This is a genomic window from Bacillus sp. ISL-18 (assembly GCF_018613415.1).
Lineage (GTDB): Bacteria > Bacillota > Bacilli > Bacillales > Cytobacillaceae > Neobacillus.
In genome coordinates this window covers 22,322-41,984 of sequence record NZ_JAGGQG010000009.1, presented here as the reverse complement: position 1 = coordinate 41,984, position 19,663 = coordinate 22,322, and the positions used below count along the sequence as shown (strand labels likewise).

The 19,663-nt window shown below is 39.5% G+C and carries 20 protein-coding genes; 2 read left to right on the top strand and 18 right to left on the bottom strand.

Translation table 11 applies throughout. The features are described from left to right. Positions 1–11: 11 nt before the first annotated feature. The 3 genes from J7E81_RS12240 to J7E81_RS12230 all read right to left on the bottom strand — a co-directional run bounded on the left by J7E81_RS12240 (position 12) and on the right by J7E81_RS12230 (position 1,891). Positions 12–515, bottom strand: a complete 504-nt coding sequence (locus tag J7E81_RS12240) for a hypothetical protein (protein WP_215042481.1) — start codon at positions 513–515, stop codon at positions 12–14. Positions 516–722: 207 nt separating this feature from the next. Then, positions 723–1,427, bottom strand: a complete 705-nt coding sequence (locus tag J7E81_RS12235; protein WP_215042480.1) for a DsbA family protein — start codon at positions 1,425–1,427, stop codon at positions 723–725. A gap of 38 nt (positions 1,428–1,465) precedes the next feature. Further along, positions 1,466–1,891, bottom strand: a complete 426-nt coding sequence (locus J7E81_RS12230) for a DoxX family protein (RefSeq protein WP_215042479.1) — start codon at positions 1,889–1,891, stop codon at positions 1,466–1,468. A 194-nt stretch (positions 1,892–2,085) separates the two neighbouring features. Here J7E81_RS12230 and lspA point away from each other — a divergent pair, with 194 nt between their 5' ends. Further along, the gene (lspA, locus tag J7E81_RS12225; RefSeq protein WP_308162211.1) at positions 2,086–2,571 is read left to right on the top strand and encodes a signal peptidase II; all 486 of its coding nucleotides are present in this window, start codon (positions 2,086–2,088) and stop codon (positions 2,569–2,571) included. Between the two features lie 54 nt (positions 2,572–2,625). Here lspA and J7E81_RS12220 read toward each other — a convergent pair whose 3' ends face one another. From J7E81_RS12220 to J7E81_RS12155, 15 genes are all read right to left on the bottom strand, one after another. After that, complete coding sequence (locus J7E81_RS12220; protein ID WP_215042477.1) at positions 2,626–3,474, bottom strand: M56 family metallopeptidase; 849 nt, start codon at positions 3,472–3,474, stop codon at positions 2,626–2,628. A 2-nt stretch (positions 3,475–3,476) separates the two neighbouring features. Next, positions 3,477–3,893, bottom strand: coding sequence for a BlaI/MecI/CopY family transcriptional regulator (locus J7E81_RS12215; RefSeq protein WP_215042476.1), 417 nt, complete (start codon positions 3,891–3,893; stop codon positions 3,477–3,479). 350 nt (positions 3,894–4,243) lie between these two features. Then, positions 4,244–4,366 (bottom strand): hypothetical protein, encoded by a 123-nt coding sequence (locus J7E81_RS30905; protein ID WP_285292010.1) that lies wholly within the window; start codon positions 4,364–4,366, stop codon positions 4,244–4,246. Between the two features lie 2 nt (positions 4,367–4,368). After that, positions 4,369–4,761, bottom strand: a complete 393-nt coding sequence (locus J7E81_RS12210; RefSeq protein ID WP_215042475.1) for an NHL repeat-containing protein — start codon at positions 4,759–4,761, stop codon at positions 4,369–4,371. 196 nt (positions 4,762–4,957) lie between these two features. Continuing rightward, entirely contained in the window at positions 4,958–5,800 is an 843-nt protein-coding gene (locus tag J7E81_RS12205; RefSeq protein WP_215042474.1) for a DUF1206 domain-containing protein, read from the bottom strand. A 106-nt stretch (positions 5,801–5,906) separates the two neighbouring features. After that, positions 5,907–7,790, bottom strand: a complete 1,884-nt coding sequence (locus J7E81_RS12200) for an ABC transporter ATP-binding protein (protein ID WP_215042473.1) — start codon at positions 7,788–7,790, stop codon at positions 5,907–5,909. Further along, the gene (locus J7E81_RS12195) at positions 7,787–9,514 is read right to left on the bottom strand and encodes an ABC transporter ATP-binding protein (protein ID WP_215042472.1); all 1,728 of its coding nucleotides are present in this window, start codon (positions 9,512–9,514) and stop codon (positions 7,787–7,789) included. The genes J7E81_RS12200 and J7E81_RS12195 overlap by 4 nt, the downstream gene beginning before the upstream one ends. Positions 9,515–9,555: 41 nt before the next feature. Beyond that, the gene (locus J7E81_RS12190; protein WP_215042471.1) at positions 9,556–10,005 is read right to left on the bottom strand and encodes a MarR family winged helix-turn-helix transcriptional regulator; all 450 of its coding nucleotides are present in this window, start codon (positions 10,003–10,005) and stop codon (positions 9,556–9,558) included. Positions 10,006–10,169: 164 nt separating this feature from the next. Then, a complete protein-coding gene (locus tag J7E81_RS12185; protein ID WP_215042470.1) occupies positions 10,170–10,916 on the bottom strand; it encodes a hypothetical protein in 747 nt (248 codons plus the stop codon). A gap of 100 nt (positions 10,917–11,016) precedes the next feature. After that, positions 11,017–13,455, bottom strand: coding sequence for a DNA topoisomerase IV subunit A (parC, locus tag J7E81_RS12180; protein ID WP_215042469.1), 2,439 nt, complete (start codon positions 13,453–13,455; stop codon positions 11,017–11,019). After that, complete coding sequence (gene parE, locus J7E81_RS12175) at positions 13,452–15,431, bottom strand: DNA topoisomerase IV subunit B (protein ID WP_215042468.1); 1,980 nt, start codon at positions 15,429–15,431, stop codon at positions 13,452–13,454. The genes parC and parE overlap by 4 nt, the downstream gene beginning before the upstream one ends. Positions 15,432–15,720: 289 nt before the next feature. Next, on the bottom strand, positions 15,721–16,134 hold the full coding sequence (locus J7E81_RS12170) for a CoA-binding protein (RefSeq protein ID WP_215042467.1): 414 nt from the start codon (positions 16,132–16,134) through the stop codon (positions 15,721–15,723). A gap of 228 nt (positions 16,135–16,362) precedes the next feature. Continuing rightward, on the bottom strand, positions 16,363–17,295 hold the full coding sequence (locus tag J7E81_RS12165) for a sensor histidine kinase (RefSeq protein ID WP_215042466.1): 933 nt from the start codon (positions 17,293–17,295) through the stop codon (positions 16,363–16,365). Between the two features lie 13 nt (positions 17,296–17,308). Next, a complete protein-coding gene (locus J7E81_RS12160; protein ID WP_215042465.1) occupies positions 17,309–17,542 on the bottom strand; it encodes a GGDEF domain-containing protein in 234 nt (77 codons plus the stop codon). After that, positions 17,529–18,614: a response regulator gene (locus J7E81_RS12155; RefSeq protein WP_215042464.1), complete on the bottom strand. Its 1,086-nt coding sequence runs from the start codon at positions 18,612–18,614 to the stop codon at positions 17,529–17,531. The genes J7E81_RS12160 and J7E81_RS12155 overlap by 14 nt, the downstream gene beginning before the upstream one ends. Positions 18,615–18,987: 373 nt before the next feature. Between J7E81_RS12155 and plsY the strand changes: the two genes are divergently transcribed. Beyond that, entirely contained in the window at positions 18,988–19,587 is a 600-nt protein-coding gene (plsY, locus tag J7E81_RS12150) for a glycerol-3-phosphate 1-O-acyltransferase PlsY (RefSeq protein ID WP_215042463.1), read from the top strand. Positions 19,588–19,663 lie beyond the last annotated feature (76 nt).

Genomic DNA, 19,663 nt, shown 5'->3' with positions numbered 1-19,663 from the left:
TTCACCTCCACTTAAAGTCGTGGGATTGCTTGAATATTTTGGATTCGGGAATGTATTTCATGCCACTTATCCCCTAATAACTCTCGACCTAACCTATTGGCATCCCTAATCATTTCACCAATTTGATAGTTCAAATAACGGCTTTGCTCAACTAAATAATAAAATTCTGACGGTGCCTCCTTAACGACTAATTCAAAATTTGGACTTAATTGTTTTTCGCTAACCCTTAATGTATCAAGTTCAAAAACCAGCATTTCATATGCAAAGGGAATAGATTCACCATTTCGTAATCGATTAATGGTTCCCTGCACCGAATCAAAACCATAACCAATATCTGCAACCGATGCATGGTATGGATTTAGACCTGGTTTAGTTCTTAATGAGGGAATGGATCGAAATCCTGTTGTAATCGAGCATACCACCTCTTTAGCTGCCATTCCTCTTTCCAATACAGTATATATTGCATCAAGATAGGAAGCACTTTGATTTAAGCTATGATCATAAAAGTATGTCATATTTTATTCTCCGTTAATTATTTTTTAACTGCAAAACTACTTTTCTTGAATTCCCCTCCTTTTTAACAACTTTATTAAATAGCATATTTATCGAAAAATCTGAATATGTTTTGGACGGGAATTGTTTTATTTGTAATTAAACCAATTAAAAAAACCCCTTAGAACTAAAGGGGTGAAGTTTTAATTTTATGTAGTTTTATAGAAAAACTAATTCTCAGTAGCAGCCTTATTTACCATATCAATAAGATCCTGATAGGAATTACCGTTAAATTGTTGTCCATTCACAAAGAATGTCGGTGTCCCTGAAATTCCTAATTGATTAACATAAGAAGTGTCTTTATCTAAAGTACTTTGATATTTTTTTATTTTGAATGCTTTGGCCACTTTCTCACTATCTGTTTGGCTAACCACTTTACTTAATGTCTTTTCTAAAAAGCTTGTCGAATAAAGATCAATTTTTTCATATTTAGAATCTGATGGTTGTTCTGAGTACAATTGGTCATGAAATTTCCAAAAAGCATCATTACCTAATTCTTGAAATACCGTCTCCGCAAAAAGAGCAGCCCTTGTTGAGTCTGTATAAATAAATGGATCGTTCATAAAGTAGAATTGGACCTTTCCTGTTTGAATAAGCTCTTTATCAATTGCAGGAAATACTGTATCATTAAAATTTTTGCAGATTGGGCATTTGTAATCACCAAACTCTACCATTTTTACTGGAGCGTTTTTTTGCCCTAAGTATGGTTGATGCTGATAATCGAATGTAGCTGCCGAAGTGTTTGAAACATCTGTTTTTTGGATGTTACTAAGTAGCATTATTCCAATGAAGCAAATAATAGCTAGTCCTACAACCCCGAAAAAGAACATTCGAGAAGAGGAATTTTTCGATTTTGATTTTTTCTTTGTAGCCATGTATTCACCCCATTTCATGAAAGTGGTTGGTTAAGGTCTTAATTTTGTAAAACTCTAGATTCCCCTTTAGACTTTACTAAAATCGAATCGATTGATAAAAAGCGGCTCCCGTTCAACACAAGATAAAGGGCTATAATCATTAATGATAGTTCCAATTCATAACCAGGCATCTTCCCGTTACCGGTTAGACCAGCTGGTAGTTTTACAACTAAAATTGCACCCGCCATGATTAACACATTAAAAGCCGAAACAATTCTTGTCCCAAGTCCTAATATGATCGCAATTCCGCCCACCAATTCAATGGTTGCAACTACATATGCCATAAAACTAGGGATTTCCATACTATGGAACCAAACTCCAATATTATCAATACCTCCTTGGAATTTTGATAAGCCGTGTACAAAGAAGGTAATACCTAATACTGCCCTCAAGAGGAAAGAACCAATTTCCTGTCTGTTTCTCATAATCATTCTCCTTTCAACACCACAACACTATGTTGTGTAGTGTAAAAATTTATAAAAAAATCTAGACATGGGATTTCTAGAAATTTTAATTTACTAGAGCATTGATTCAAAGTAATAGTTTTTGACTTGTATGAATGAATCAATTACACTACACATTGTAGTTACTATGTTTTTATCCGTCAAGTAAAACACCAATTTTCAGGAAGGAGGTCCTAAACTTGTACTATATTTTTATTACTTTTGTTATTTTGATTGATCAATTATCAAAATATTGGATTCGTACTCATATAAAAGTAGGAAGTTCTATGGAAGTCTGGAAAGGTGTTTTGAACCTTAGCCACATTGAAAATAGTGGAGCCGCATTTAGTTCTTTTCAAGGGTATGGACGTTACTTTGTGCCTGTTGCTTTTTTAACGGCTTTTATACTGATTAAATATCGTAACGATGTTAATAATAGGAGGTTTTTAATTGATTTAGGCACTAGCCTTATAATTGGAGGAGGAATCGGAAATGCGATAGATCGCATTTTATATAATCAGGTTACAGATTTTATATCATTTCATTCAAACCATGGTATCTTAAACTTCGCAGATTATTTCATTCATTATGGTATGATTATTTTATTAATTGATTTGATTTTTAACCATTTATTTAATAGAAGAGTACATAAAAAAACTTAGCGGGTTATCCTTTATTGGACTTCCCGCCTTTTCTTTATTCACCTTCATCTAATGTTAAACAATAATCATTAAAACGAACAAAAAAATCATGACATTAATTGAAATAATAACCGATTTTGTTTGTATCTTAAAAGGTATTGCATAATATGGTTCAATCAAATGCTTAATCCTGTAATCAATCGTTCCATCAGCAAATGGAACAAGCAGAATTTGAGTTTTCATTCCTAAGTGAGTCTTGATCAGCTTTAGCAGAGCACCGCTTAAGCCCATTTCAGTCCCCATCAGCTTAATAGCATACTCATCTGCAACTAATTCAATCATAATTTTGTAATTTTTATACGCCCATTTGGTAAGTGGAATATACCACATTACTTCTGAGATTGTCTTTAATAGAAAAATTTTTAAGGTATGATAAAACTTTTGGTGGGCAGTTTCATGCTGTATAACAGCCTCTAGTTCCACTCCGTCTAACATCTCTAATAATGCAGTAGATAGAAGGATAGTTGGATTTAACAGCCCAAAAGTGATAGCGATCAGTTCATTACTTTTAATGATAACGATGTCCTTTTTTCTCCTCTTATACCTTTGATTTACTTCCTTTGTATGTTCCCAATCAGTAAGAAGGAAAAGTTTTTTCTTTAATCTGTTTGTGTTTTTCACTTGCTGTCTGATTTTATTTAAAAAGACTAATATTGTGTAGATGACATAGGTATTAACAAGGAATAAAACACCGAAATATTCAACTGTACCCTGCTTAAAGATCCTAACACAAAATTGAAATATATTATCATAAAAAGATGGACCAAAAAAGACATTGGCCAGATATAATCCCATCTGTACAAATAAAGCAACACCACAACAGAGTCCTGCACTTAAGACAAAAAACGATTTATTTCTCCACATCGTTACTTACTTCCCTTTTTTAATTGGTTAAGCTTTTGTTCTAGTTTATCAAGTAAGTTTTGATCAACATCTTCCAATGAATCCAGCATGTGATTTACTACCATACCACCGAACTCATCTAACAGGTTTTCAGTAATTTTCTTTGACTGTTCATCAATAAATTCCATTTTTGTCATAATGGGTTTATAAAGCGAAGATCTTCCTTCAACTCTCTTTTCAAGAATCTTTTTTTCTACCAGTCGGTTCATAACTGTCATTACAGTATTAAAATTTATAGTTCTTTCTTTTTCGATTACCTGTTGAACCTCTTTGATGCTCTTTTCCTTTCCATTCCACAAAATATCCATAATTTTTGCTTCTAATGGTCCAAAAAAGCGATCCAAACCAACCTTATCGTAACGGAAGTTATTAATATTCATACTTTTTCACCCCCATTACATATTGTAGTGCAAAATGACAAGACTTAAAATAGTTATACATTAAATTTATTATATTTTCCGTTTGTCGAACCCATCCATATTCATGTTGAAGCATCAAAACACCACCTTAACAAATATTAATACTTATTCTCTTCATGTATAACCTTTCTTTACTGACTAAAAAAGAATCGCCGCAGCAATCCTTCTTAAACTCAAGCACTCTATAGTTTAAGTTCAACAGTTGAATTGTTAAACAACTCATTGCAAATTTGAATCTGCCCTTTTAGAACAACTTGTCCAAAAAGACCGCTCTACAACGTTAGAACGGTCTTTCCTTATAAATTCAATTTTTAATTACTACTCTCGTCACTACTTTCCGCATGATGGTGATGATGATTTCTGCTTCCTGCCTGGTTATTCTTGTAAGCTAGTGTTGCGGGGGTTGTATGCTCAAATGTCAGATACCACGGCATCCCTAACGCTCCTCCCAATAAAGCCGAAGGCACCAATACATCGAACGTCTTATGATGATGATGGACGTTGTATCGCCGAACCGAACCGAACCGGTGTCAGGACCGTTGCCAGTAATAGGGACAAACAGTTTTCCATCGGGACCGAATAGGAGTGCCTGCGCAAAGGCGCGCGGCTGTCCGACGGCTTCAAGGTCAATCTTATCGAGAAACTTGCCCGTTTTACCATGAAATATCAAAATTTTATCAGTGTCGTTAGCGTCTCTTTGAAAACTGGTGATGTATAGGTTACCATCGTGACCGAACACCAAGCCTTCAGGACGGTTGAGGTCGTTGACCGAGTTGCTCTCAATAAATACTCCAAGGAACTTCCCAGTTTTCGGGTTGAAGCGCAGCACATAGCCGCCTTCTGGCTCTGGAATGTTACGAACGGAAACATACAGCAAACCGTAAGGACCAATGACCAAAGCACGAGGTGGAATTGACCTGTGAAACCTGTAGGGTCGAGATTTCCAATAAACTTCCCAGTGGTACCATTATACAGTTGCCACGACAGTATTAATCGCGGTAGCTTAATCATCACTTAACTCTATACTATTTTCCAAAATTCATATGCTGATATCTTCCTATAATAATTTGGTAGACACCATATAAAATCAGTCCAACTGCCACTATTACCAGTATAAACTGTCCGAATGGCTGGTTTGCTAATGCTGTTAAAGCACCGCCAATCCCTTTTGATTGATCTGGGTTATGTGTGTATGCTGAGCGAATGAAAAAAAAGCCGACCATACTTAGAACAATCCCTCTTGAAATCAGGCCTAGCTTACCAGACAGTCGTGCGATTTTACGTTCTTTATCATTCATTTCATAGGTTTTGAATTTAGACATAAATTTCTCTTTTATACCACTATAAAGTTCGAAAACACCATATCCAGTAATAATTGCTCCTCCTATTCCAACTATCCATACACCAAAAGGCTGATCCATTAACTTAGCCGAAATCGTTTTTCCTGAGTTGTCACCACCATAGTACCCCGTGTGACTAGCTAATTTTATAGCACCAAATGCTAAATTCGTATAAATGACTCCACTGATGAAATAACCAGTTCTTTTAATCAGTCCTTTAGCATCAGTGCCGTCATTTTCAGGATCCTTAATCGCTTTAATAAAATCCCAAATGATGTAACCAATTAAAGCAATTCCGATAATCCATAATGCAATCTCACCAAATGGCATTCCGGCCAATGAATGAAGAACCCCAGATGTTCCAGTCATGCCGCCTCCGGATCCGAATGCTGCTAATGCTGCGAGTACCCCAATCATTCCATACACGAGGCCTTTAGCCATATAACCTAAGCGGCCAAATCGCCGTACCCATGGTTTCACTTCTCTGATTTTATCTTTCGCTTCTGCTTTTGACATCGAATTCAGCATATTGTTCACTTCCTCTATAATTCACTTAGTATATGAGGTTCCCGTTTCAATGTAAAAAGAAACAATCAATAAATAAAGCGCTTAGGAAACTCCTAAGCGCTTTATTCTATCCCACATTTTTTTGACCGGTAAACTGGCTATTATATAAATCCGCATAGAATCCGCCCTGAGCTAATAATTCTGTATGCGTCCCCTTTTCAATAACCGTCCCATGATTCATCACCAAGATTAAATCTGCGTCTCGGATCGTTGATAAACGGTGAGCAATGACAAAACTTGTGCGTCCCTTCATCAGGTAATCCATTGCCTTTTGAATCTGTACCTCTGTTCTGGTATCAACACTGCTCGTTGCTTCGTCAAGAATTAGAATAGCAGGATCTGCAAGAATTGCCCGTGCAATCGTGAGTAATTGCTTCTGCCCTTGAGATATATTCGAAGCTTCCTCATTTAGAACCGTCTCATATCCATCTGGAAGTGTACGAATAAAGTGGTCCGCGTTGGCGGCTTTCGCTGCAGCGATAATTTCCGTTTCGGACGCCCCTTCTCTACCGTAAGCGATATTATCAAGGATGGTACTGTTAAACAGCCATGTATCCTGAAGTACCATTCCAAATAAGCTTCTTAGTTTCTCTCTTTTTAGCTCTCTAGTATCAATTCCATCGATTACTATCTTTCCAGAATTAAGCTCATAGAATCGCATTAATAAATTAATCAAAGTGGTTTTACCAGCGCCAGTCGGTCCCACAATCGCCACCTTTTGTCCTGATTTCACCTCAATATTCATATCCTCAATCAGCAGCTCATCGCTTTTATAACCAAAGGAGACATGCTCAAAGCTGACGTTTCCTTCCGGCGATGGAATATCTTTTGGTTCAACCGCTTCTGGAACTTCTTCTATTTCGTCTAAAATTTCAAAAACCCGTTCTGCACTGGCAATCGTCGATTGGATCACGTTCGCGATTTGTGCGGTTTGCGCAATTGGCTGCGAAAACTGACGGGCATATTGGATAAAAGCTTGAATGTCTCCAATTTCAATCGCCTTTTTTGTTACCAGAATTCCGCCGGCCACCGATACTAGCACATAGCCGATATCATTGATAAACGACATCAGCGGCATGATCATTCCCGACACAAACTGGGCCTTCCAGCCTGATTGATAGAGCTTTTCGTTAATTTTTTCAAATTCCTCGATCGATCTTTTTTCATGGCCAAAAACCTTAACCACTTTATGGCCTGTATACATTTCCTCTACATGACCATTCAACTGACCTAAAGACTTTTGCTGTCCTTTAAAATACTGCTGCGATTTTTTCGCAATATTTGCCGTTGCAATAAAGCTGAGCGGCAAGGTCACAATCACAATCAAGGTCATTAATGGACTGATCGACAGCATCATCACAATCACACCGACTAAGGTAACAACTGAGGTAATCAGCTGTGTTAAGCTTTGCTGAAGGGTGGTACTGATATTATCTACATCATTGACAGCCCTTGAGAGGATTTCACCATGGGTCTTCGAATCAAAGTACTTTAATGGCATCCGGTTCAGCTTTTCCTCTACTTCTTTCCGAAGATTATAAACGGTTTTTTGAGCTACCCCTGCCATGATATATCCCTGTAAATAAGCAAAGATTGCACTCAATAGATAAAGGCCGACTAATAGCAAAATGATATGACCAATATAGTCAAAATCAATTTTAGCACCGGGAACCCCTTTTAGCTTCATCATTAACCCTTCAAAGAGTTTTGTAGTCGCCTTCCCCATTATTTTCGGGCTGACAATCGAAAAGACCGTACTAATGATGGCAGTGATCAGGACAGAAATGAGCTGCAATTTATATGGTTTTAAGTAGACGACGAGCCTTTTAAGTGTTCCTTTAAAATCCTTTGCTTTTTGGACAGGCATCCCCATTCCCCGAGGACCAAATCCTCCGCCTGGACCTCTTCTTGGTGAACCCTCGCTAGGTTGATTTTTAGAGTCTGCACTCATGCAATTTCCTCCTCTGACAGCTGTGACATCACAATCTCTCGATAAACAGAACTCGTTTCCATGAGTTGTTTGTGTGTGCCGATCCCAGCAATCTTTCCATCATCTAAGACTATAATTCGATCGGCATCCATAATCGTACTGACCCGTTGCGCCACAATTAAGACTGTGGACTGACCGGTTTCAGCTTTTAAGGCCCCCCGCAGCTTGGCATCCGTCTTAAAATCTAATGCTGAAAAACTATCATCAAAGATATAGATTTCCGGCTTTCTTACCAGGGCACGGGCAATCGATAGCCGCTGTTTTTGACCACCCGAAACATTTGTTCCCCCCTGGGCAATCGTGGCATTAAATCCTTCAGGCATGGATGAAATAAATTCATTTGCTTGGGCAATTTCAGCCGCATGATGAACTTCGTCATCTGTAGCATCTTCTTTACCATAACGGATATTTTCGGCAATCGTACCCGTAAAGAGAATAGCTTGCTGGGGAACGAACCCAATTTTTTGACGAAGCTGCTCTTGGGTCATTTTACGAACATCCGTTCCATCCACCGCAATTTGACCACTATCCACATCATAAAAACGCGGAATTAAATTAATCAGTGTTGATTTACCTGAGCCCGTTCCGCCAATAATCGCCGTCACTTCTCCTGGATTCATCGAAAAAGAAATGTTAGAGATGGCCGGCATTTCAGCACCCGGATAACTGAAAGTCACATCGCGAAATTCCACATGACCTGTTTCTCCTTCGATATATGTTGTGGAAGCTGGGTCCTTAATATCGGCAGTCGTCTCAAGGACTTCGTTAATTCTAACTGCTGAAACTGAAGCTCTAGGAATCATTACAAACATCATCGATAACATAATGAACGAGAACATGATTTGCATGGCGTATTGAATAAATGCCATCATATCCCCAACTTCCATGTTTCCATTGCTGATCCGGTGGCCGCCGAACCAAACAATCGCCACCGTCGTAAGGTTGAGAACAACCATCATAATCGGCATCATTGCCGCCATAATTTTATTTACCTTTATCGCGGTCTGTGTTAAATCCCAGTTGGCTTCATTAAAGCGTTTTTTCTCATGCTCAACGCGGTTAAAGGAACGAATAACACGAATACCTGTTAAATTCTCCCGTAACACACGGTTGAGTTTATCCAATTTTACTTGCATGGCTTTAAAAAGCGGAATCCCTTTTCTCGCAATGACCACAATCGCTACAATCAAAATGGGAATCGCCACTGCAAGGACCCCTGTAAGCTTGGCATCTTTTGAATAGGCCATGATAATCCCGCCAATACACATCATTGGCGCAGCGGCCATCATTCTCAGCATCATAATCATAACCTGCTGGACTTGTGTAATATCGTTTGTTGTCCTCGTGATCAGTGAAGCTGTTCCAAGCTGATCAAACTCACTTAAAGAAAAGTTTCCGACATGTGAGAAGACTTTGCTCCGCAATAACCTGCCGAAGCCTGATGCTGCCTTGCTTGAGAAAAAGCTGGCCGCGATCGAACAAATCATTCCGCCTAAAGCTACTAGCAGCATATAGCCGCCAATTTTCCAAATATAATGAGTGTCTCCCGTGACGACCCCTTTATCTACGATATCAGACATGAGGGTAGGTAAATACAATTCTGATAGAGATTGTAACAGCACTAGCACAAGGACAACATAGATCGGGATTTGAAATGGTTTAAGGTATTTACTCAATTTTAACAAATCGCTTCCACTCCATTTTCCATGTTAAATTTCTTTATCTTTTATTGATTTTCCAATTGATTGAAGTAATCATGCACGTTAGAAAGCAATTCTGCTAACTGCAAGCTTTCTGCTTCCCCAAGATAATCAATAAGACCGAGAAAGGTATTCGCAAATGACTGTCTAGCTTGTTCGGTTGCTTGAAGTCCTTCTTCCGTCAAACTGATCTTGACCGAGCGTCTGTCATCTGGATGAATGGTCCGTTCAATAAAACCATCCTTTTCGAGAACATTGATGATTTGCGTCACGGTAGGCGGTGTTACTCTCAATTTCTGGCTAATTTCTGAAACCTTCATCTCACTGTTATTCTCATTTGCTCGTTGAATCAGGGCAAGCACTCTGAATTCACTTGGGTTAAATCCAGCAATTTTCTTTTCGTGCCAGCCCGTTTTACGAAATTGCTGAAAAGCCTTCATTAATTTTTGTGCAGTCTCACTTTCAAAATGAGCCACTAGCTTCACCTCATTTTATTTACCATACTAATAGTTAGGTAACTTAATTATTTATAAACCTAAGTATATTCCCGTTAAAATACTACGTCAATCATTAACAAAAAGAAAAAACACAGAAATTTTTCTGTGTTTTGGTGGCTTGTTAGAAAGAAAATGAAATATGGTTAATGGGTTACTTCTGCCTTAAACAGTTTCCAATGTCCATTGTCATAATACCAAATTGAATTAACAAAGGCGATGGTATCAGCATTGGCAATCCCGGTTACTTTTTGCTGCGCTTTTAATCCCATTTTTTGCTGGTCGATTTGGATGGGTTTTACATTATAAAAGGAGTTAACCGTTAATTCAGTTGGCTCATTCAGTTTCCCACGGTAATAAAAGCCTAGTTTTTTATAATACTCCTGGCGATTTTTCAAATCAAAAAGATAGGATTTTCCGGTTTTGGTTAATTTGATTTCCGCTTTGTAGCCATTTTTAAACTTAGCATCCATCTCTAGTGGCTCTGGAACGGTTAAGTCGGTCCGTTCAAAATTCTTTAAGCTATACAAATAGCTCGTCACGTTCCCATCGCTCTCACCTGTTAGTACATTTGCAAATAAATCTTTCAAACCATCATGGTTTAAATCTACTAACTTTAAGGATGCCTTCGTACCGCTTTCTAAGGGAAAGCTATAGGTTCTGCCATTGGAAGCCCTGATATCAATAAAGACACTTTTCAAGTAATCATCTTCATCTTGAGAGGGTACCCCTTTTAACCAAATGGTCTCCTTTTGCCCATCACCTGTCAGATCCGCTTCTTGTTTTGAGATCGTAACAGTCCTTATATTCTCCTCAATCGCATATACACCCGTAATGGTCGTAAGTGATATAAAAAAAAACGAAACGATAACTAACAGCATCTCTTTTTTCACCCAGTTCCCCTCCACATCCTTTTCTTTTACTTAGTATGTCCATTTTTGGGAAAAAAATGAAAAGAACCTCCTTTTTTCGAAGGAGGTTCTTTTCATCGTTTTATTCAGTTACTGGTTCGGCAGCGGCTACTTTCCATATATGGCTTACCTTGCCGTTTTCGTCCTCGTCAAGGATAAACGAGCCGTTCGAATAACGGTCACTATAGCTAATATCCGATGTTTTTAGCATTTCAGTGTAGCCTTTTTCCGTCTCAATAATAATCAGATCTTGTTCATTTGCGACAACAAAACCTGCAATCCGGTGCGGTTTTGCTTTTAGCTCGCGGAGGATGACAACACCACGCTTCGCACGGGTTGCTTTTTCAAATTCTTTTAACTTCATTCGTTTAAACGCACCGCGCTGGGTAGCAACGACAATCGATTCACTGCTATCTGGTGTGATCAGCTTGCCGCCAACCACGACATCATCTTCTTTTAGGTTAATCCCTTTTACACCTGCAGCCCGCTGGCCGACGATACTAATCTCTTCCTCATGGAACCATAGTGCATAGCCCAAATGGGTGACTAAGAAGAGTTCTTTCGTGCCATCGGTTAGATGCACATCCACTACCTGGTCATCATCCTTAAGATTGACGGCCACAAGTGGTTTAGAGTACCGCTGTGCTTTGTAGGCTTTCAGCTCGGTTTTCTTAACCATCCCGTTTTTCGTTACAAACACAAGATAAGCATCCACTTCAAAATCTTTGACGGAGATGGCATGTATGATCTCTTCGTCACGGTCAATTGGAATAATGTTGGCGATATGCTGGCCGAGATCTTTCCAACGGATGTCTGGAAGCTCGTGAACAGGGCAGAACAAGTAATTCCCCTTATTGGTAAAGAGCAGCAAGACATCTTTGGTATTCATATCAAGCTGGGCAAGGAGACGGTCCGATTCCTTCATCGCCAAGTCTTGTCCGCCGGATGCCGTAAAGGAACGCTGACTTGTTCGTTTCACATAACCTTCTTGTGTCACGGTGACAATTACATCTTCACTTGGCACTGTGACGTCAAGATTAATCTTGATTTCTTCAATTTCCGCTTCGATTTTCGAACGACGTTCATCTACGAAGCGCTTTTTCACGTCTTTCAGCTCTTTTTTTATAACCGATAAAAGCTTTTTCTCACTAGCTAAAATACTAGTAAGTTCCTCCACTTTTTCTGCTAACTCTTTTGCCTCGTTCTGAAGGGCAGTGATATCTGTGTTAGTTAAACGGTAGAGCTGTAAAGAAACAATCGCTTCAGCCTGAGGTTCTGTAAAAGCAAATTTGGCGATTAAGTTATCTTTAGCATCCCGCTTGTCCTTTGACGCACGAATGGTTGCAATCACTTCATCCAGAATCGATAAAGCCTTGATTAACCCTTCCACAATATGCTGGCGCTCTTTCGCCTTATTAAGGTCAAATTGCGTTCTTTTTGTGACAACTTCTTTTTGATGGCCAATATAGGCGTCTAATAACTCGCGAATCCCCATTAGTTTTGGGCGTTTGTTATAGATCGCCACCATATTAAAGTTATAGGTTATCTGAAGATCACTATTTTTATATAAGTAGTTCAAAACACCTTCTGCATGGGCATCCTTTTTTAATTCAATGACGATTCTAAGACCCGTACGGTCGGTTTCATCACGGACCTCAGACATGCCTTCTACTTTACGGTCTAAACGAAACTCATCCATTTTTTTGACGAGATTGGCTTTATTGATTTCATAAGGGATCTCGGTAATAACGATTTGCTGCCTACCGCCGCGAACCTCTTCGATTTCCGCTTTTCCTCGGACAATGATTTTCCCTTTACCAGTTTCATAGGCTTTTTTAATGCCTTCTATCCCTTGAATGATACCGCCCGTAGGGAAATCTGGTCCTTTAATCACGGTCATGAGTTCATCTACGGTTGAATCCGGTTGATCCATTCTCATCATCACGCCATCTATAATTTCACCCAAATGATGGGGAGGAATATCGGTGGCATAACCAGCTGAAATACCTGTGGAGCCATTAACAAGTAAGTTCGGGAACATCGCCGGTAAGACAGTCGGTTCCTTCGACGTATCATCAAAGTTTGGAATAAATTCCACCGTATCTTTTTCAATATCTCTTAAGAGTTCAGCCGCAATCGCCGAAAGCCTTGCTTCCGTATAACGCATCGCTGCAGGCGGATCACCGTCGACACTACCGTTGTTCCCATGCATTTGCACAAGTACATTTCGAACCTTCCAATCCTGGCTCAAACGCACCATGGCTTCATAAACGGAAGAATCACCGTGCGGGTGATAGTTACCGATAACATTACCAACCGTCTTAGCTGATTTTCGAAAACCTTTATCAAATGTGTTGCCTTCTACATGCATCGCATATAAAATACGCCGCTGTACAGGCTTTAAACCGTCCCGGGCATCCGGAAGGGCACGTTCTTGGATAATGTACTTACTGTATCTGCCAAAACGATCACCAATGACATCTTCTAGAGGTAAGTCCCGGAATTTTTCAAGTGCACTCATCCTTCAGTTCCCTCCTCTGTGACCGTTATATTTTCATTTTCTAAAATCGTATCATCTTCTTCTAAACCAAATGCCACATTACTTTCAATCCATTTGCGGCGCGGCTCTACTTTATCTCCCATCAGGGTCGTAACGCGGCGTTCCGCCCTGGCGATATCATCAATCTTAACGCGGATTAATGTCCGAGTCTCGGGATCCATGGTCGTATCCCATAGCTGATCAGCATTCATTTCACCAAGGCCTTTGTAGCGCTGGATGATGTAGCCTCTGCCGACTTTTTTTATGGCACCTTGGAGTTCATCTTCATTCCAGGCATATTCAATGATTTCTTTTTTTCCTGAGCCTTTACTTACTTTGTATAATGGCGGCAGGGCAATAAACACCTTGCCTGCTTCTACAAGCGGCTTCATATAGCGGTAAAAGAAGGTGAGTAATAAGACTTGAATATGGGCGCCGTCGGTATCGGCATCGGTCATAATGACAATTTTGTCATAGTTGATGTCTTCAACAGAAAAATCGGCCCCAACTCCGCCGCCAATCGCATGGATGATCGTATTGATTTCTTCGTTTTTGAAGATATCCGACAGTTTCGCTTTCTCGGTATTAATGACTTTACCGCGGAGGGGAAGAACAGCCTGAAAGCGGCGGTCGCGGCCCTGCTTGGCAGAACCTCCCGCGGAATCACCCTCTACTAGGTAAAGTTCATTCTTTTGCGGATTTCGTGATTGCGCTGGTGTCAGCTTTCCGGAAAGGACTGCTTCTCCGCGTTTCTTCTTTTTGCCGCTCCGTGCATCTTCACGGGCTTTTCTTGCTGCTTCTCGGGCTTGGTACGCTTTAATTGATTTTTTGATTAATAGCGAACTGATATCAGGATTTTCTTCTAGGAAGTAGGAAAGGTGTTCAGACACCACGGAATCCACTGCGGATCTTGCTTCACTCGTACCGAGTTTTCCTTTTGTTTGTCCTTCAAACTGGAGCAGTTCTTCTGGGATTCTGACCGAAATAACTGCCGATAATCCTTCACGAATATCGTTTCCGTCTAAATTTTTGTCTTTTTCTTTCAGAAAAGCAACCTTGCGGGCGTAGTCATTGAACACCCTTGTCATCGCCGTTTTTGCGCCGGCTTCATGTGTACCGCCATCTCTTGTCCTTACGTTATTAACAAAGGATAAGACATTTTCGGAATAGCCATCATTGAATTGAAACGAAAATTCTACTTCAATCCCATTCTGAGTTCCTTCAAAGCTTCCAACGGGATGAAGAGTTTCTTTATCCTCGTTCAGGTATTCAACAAATGCCTCAATTCCATTTTCATAGTGAAAAATTTCGTGGAGATCATTACGTTCATCGATGATCTCGATTTTTAATCCTTTTAACAAGAAAGCTGATTCTCTCAGCCGTTCCGCTAGAGTTTCAAAGTTATAGTTCGTTGTCAAGAAAATGGTCGTATCCGGCTTAAAATGAATCGTTGTTCCCGTTTGATTGGTTTTCCCAATTTTTTCGAGTGTTGTAGCGGGCTTTCCGCCATTTTCAAACCGTTGTTCGTATACGAAGCCATCTCGTTTAATCGTAACGATTAACCATTCCGATAATGCATTTACAACCGAAGCACCAACACCGTGCAATCCGCCGCTGGTTTTATAGCCGCCTTGACCAAATTTACCGCCGGCATGGAGTACCGTTAAAATAACCTCAGGAGTTGGTTTTCCCATTTTATGCATACCTGTAGGCATTCCTCGACCCTTATCCATAACACTTATGGAATTATCTTTGTGTATTTTTACAATGATCTGATCCCCGAATCCGCCAAGTGCTTCATCGACAGAGTTATCCACGATCTCATAAACAAGATGATGAAGACCGCGTGAATCAGTGCTGCCAATGTACATACCTGGGCGCTTTCTTACCGCCTCAAGACCTTCTAGTACCTGGATGGCATCATCATTGTAATCAAATGCTTGCTGATTCCTTGCCACTAAAATACCCCTTCCTGCCTAAAAAAACATAAATGGCGCTCATCGCCATTTTCAAAATTAAATTAGTAAAACATTCGTTTTAATGAGTCCATTATCCTTTAAATTTATCCAATAGAACTAATGTTTGCCACATTCATTTTAACATAACTTGTTGCGGCGTCTATGCTTTATTGTAGCGATTTATTTAGATTTGGCAAATATGTATTTAAAAACAACTTATTTTTGTAATACAAATTTGGCGGTCTTTGTAGGGGGAAAAAGAGAAAAAACTGCTAAAAAATAGCAGTTTTTATCTCGTCATCGCATATTCAATTTTAATACAGCGGTCCATAATAACCGTATAGCCCTTATCTTTTAAAAATTGATAGGCTTCTTCGTTGGCAAGACCGAGCTGAGCCCAATAGACATCCGCATCAATCTCGTCAAATTCTTTCGCGACATCGAACAATTGTTCTGATCTCCTGAAAACATTCACGATATCCACATGTCCCTCGATTTCTTTTAAAGAAGATACTGCTTTGACACCTAGTACTTCGTCGACTGCAGGGTTAACAGGAATGATTTCATACCCTGCCTTTTGCATGACCTCTGATACCTGGTAAGAAGCCTTTCCTGGATTATCGCTTAGGCCTACGACTGCAATTCTTTTTGCCTTTTTTAAAATGGCGGCGATTTCCTCACGGCTTGGGTTTTCAATTGCCATTCTGACCACTCCCTAAAAAGATTAGTATCTTTATTTTACCCTTTTTGAAAATAAAAACCAAAATAAAACGCTTGCAAACGGTAAAGCGAAAGCGCTCAAATAACACCGAAAGAGGATTTTGTCCAATAGAGTTCTTCCATTGGACAGTTTAGTTAAGGAATATGAGAGTTTTGCTCTATAGAGGCCTCCTATCATAAACAAAGGCTCCCTTCCATGTGGGAGCTTACCTTAAGAAACAGAGATGAGTTCAGGTTTAACAGCTTCGTTTACCTTTGGCACGGAGAGGCAAAAACGGGCACCTGCTTCATGGTTTTCTACTGTCACCATTCCATTCATATTTTCTAGAATCATCTTGGTCATATATAGACCTAAACCCGTTCCATGCGGCCTCGTAGTAAAATAGGGGTCAAAGATTTTATGGAGGAGCGAAGGCTGTATTCCCCAGGCATTATCCGTGAATTCCGCTGTAACAAATTCCGCAGTTTTACTTAATTTTATTGTTATTTTTCTGTCCTGGATGTCTTTTTGAACAAAGGCATCGCGGGCGTTGGTTAAGATATTCAATACCACCTGGCTATATTCGTTCGGAAAACCATAAGCGAGCAGCTCCCCGCGGTATTCAAATTCCATCTTAATGCTATAATATTTTAGGCTTGATGAAAAAATCGTTAATACATCCTCAATCGCACTGCCAATTGAAAAAGGGGTTTTTTCGTTATTCGGTTTGTAGAACTTTTGAAAATCATGGATGGTACGGGACATGTGCTTGATTTGAATCATACTTTCCTTGGTGAAATTATCAATATAGATTTCATCAAGCTGACCAAACTCATATTCCTCACGTACATCCTGAATGATCAGAGATAAACTATTTAACGGCTGCCTCCATTGATGCCCAATATTGGCAATCATTTCACCCATGGCAGCAAGTCTCGAATGCTGAATCAGCAGATGATCCTTTTGCCTGTTTTTTTCTACCTCTTCTTGAATTTTCTTTTCTAAATCTCGATTAATGGCTTCATACTTTTCCGCTAACTCTCGATTGTTTTGTTCACTTTCTTTCAGCTTCTTCATCAGGACGCGGCTCTTAAATACATATAAACAAATGGTTAAAATAATATAACCAATCACCAACGATAAGGAAAGATATACATAGAGCATTCTAGCCGCCTCCTTACGCTTCTTTCGTGTATAATGATACACTGTTTCGTCCATTATTTTTTGAAGTGGTCAGCGCTTGGTTTAGTTCTGCCAGCAATTCCCCTTTTGTTTTTCCAAGAGAAAATTCGGCAACTCCAAAGCTGCAGGTAACCTGACCAATTGTCTGAAAATGATATTGTTCAATAATCGACCGGATCGATTCAGCAAGTAACACAGCTTGATTCCCAGCTGTTTCAGGAACAAGCAAGATGAATTCCTCGCCCCCCCCATCGGGCAAACATATCACACTCCCGAATCCACTGCTGGACAATGGTGGAAACCGTAATAAGCACCTTATCTCCTGCTGTTTGACCAAACTGTTTATTAAGAGTTTGGAAGAAATCAATATCCATTAAAATAAGCGAAAAGGACCGATCAAATCGTTCGGCACGTCTCATTTCTCCGGTCAAAATTTCCTTGAACTTCTGCCGGGTGTAACTGCTTGTGAGCGGGTCCAGCTTGGCTAAATGGTCCTTATCCCGGCTTTCTTTCTCTAAATCGGTTATATCTGTCAGAACAAATAAGATCTGTTTGGTGCCCGGTATCGGTCCTGCTTTCATTACATAGTTATAGTCATTTCCAAGCGGGCCTTTCCAGCGGACTTTAGCTGAGTTTTTCCCGGTAGCTGAAAATTCTTCTTTCCAATGCCCTTTATCTTTGGGATAAAAATAGTGAGGATCCTCGACAAAAAAGCTGGAAAGGTACTGACTTTGATAACTCGCGGGATGATTCTTGTGAATGCCAATCCCCGTTACCGTTGTAAAGGCTTGATTCCATTCCACAATCTCTCCGTTTTCAATCACGAAAATGAGGTTATCTTGGAAATCAAGAATCGTCCGGGTTAGATTCTTTTGTTTTTCAAGCTCTTTTTCTAATTGAATCTGATAAACAGACTTTTGAATGGCTTGTAACAGCAAATCAAGATCAATTGGTTTTAAAATAAAATGATTGACATTGTTTTCAATTGATTGGACAAAAAAATCATTATCATCATGAGCGGTGGTGACAATGACTTGGACCTTTTCGTTTAGTTCCCTGATTCGTTTAATCATCTCTAATCCGCTCATTTGATTCATTTTGATATCCGCAATAATTAAATCCGGTTTGTATTTTTGATAGAGTTGTAAGCCTTCCACACCATCAATGGCAACATGGATATGGGCAAACCGGCGATTTAAAACCCGCAGCAGTTTTTCGCGGGAAAATGTTTCATCTTCAACATATAAAACTCGTATATCCGGGTATTGATAGTTAAGATACTGCAGAACGCTTCTCGCCATTCGACCATCACCTCTTTTAACAGTTAGTAAATAACATTATGTAAGAAAACCGACCCTTTACCAGGTCGATTAAGAGCGGTTCTTTTGTTACTATTCAACGATTTTTCTCTATTATAGATTCCCATTTTCCTGCATTCAATCGCTTTACCTTAGGGTTGCTAAATTCTCCATTTTTTTGTAATAAAATTGTCTTTAATTGTCCTTACTTTAGACTTAATAAGGAAAATTTCACTATAAAAGGCAGGAAGAAAGTACCGGTTTCACTATCTTTTTTTACAACTCTTTTAAACTTATAATCGAAAGAAATAGTGTTTTTTCGCCATTTCATGGTAAAATAGATGAACTGGATCTTTTATTGAAGGAGAAATTATTCATGATTCAAATTATCTTGGTCTTGATCCTTGCCTACTTACTTGGCTCGATTCCATCTGGGCTCATCGTGGGCAAAACATTCTACAAAGTCGACATCCGTGAGCATGGAAGCGGGAATTTAGGGGGGACGAATACGTTTCGAACGCTTGGTGTTAAAGCAGGATTGGCGGTCACACTTGCTGATATCCTGAAGGGCACACTCGCTGCCGCATTGCCTGTCATCTTCCATCTTGATATGAATCCATTATTGGCGGGAATCTTTGCGGTTATAGGACATACCTATCCTATCTTTGCTGGATTTCGTGGCGGGAAAGCCGTTGCAACCTCTGGAGGAATCGTATTATTTGCAGCACCGTATATGTTTTTGACGGTAATAGTGGTCTTCTTTATTAGTTTATACCTATCCAAATATGTATCCCTCTCGTCTATGATTGCAGGTATTACAGCGGTGTTGTTTGCTGTCATATCAGGACTGGTTCGCGATTGGGACATCCCATTATTAATCGTGGTGTTATTTTTAGCGGTATTTGTTATTTACCGCCATCGCGCAAACATTAAACGAATTATTAATAAAACGGAACCAAAAATTAAATGGCTATAAAGGGACATTACGTCGCTTTATAGCCATTTTTTTCTATACGCGCAATAGTTGAAACCGTTTATGGCCAAGTACATCT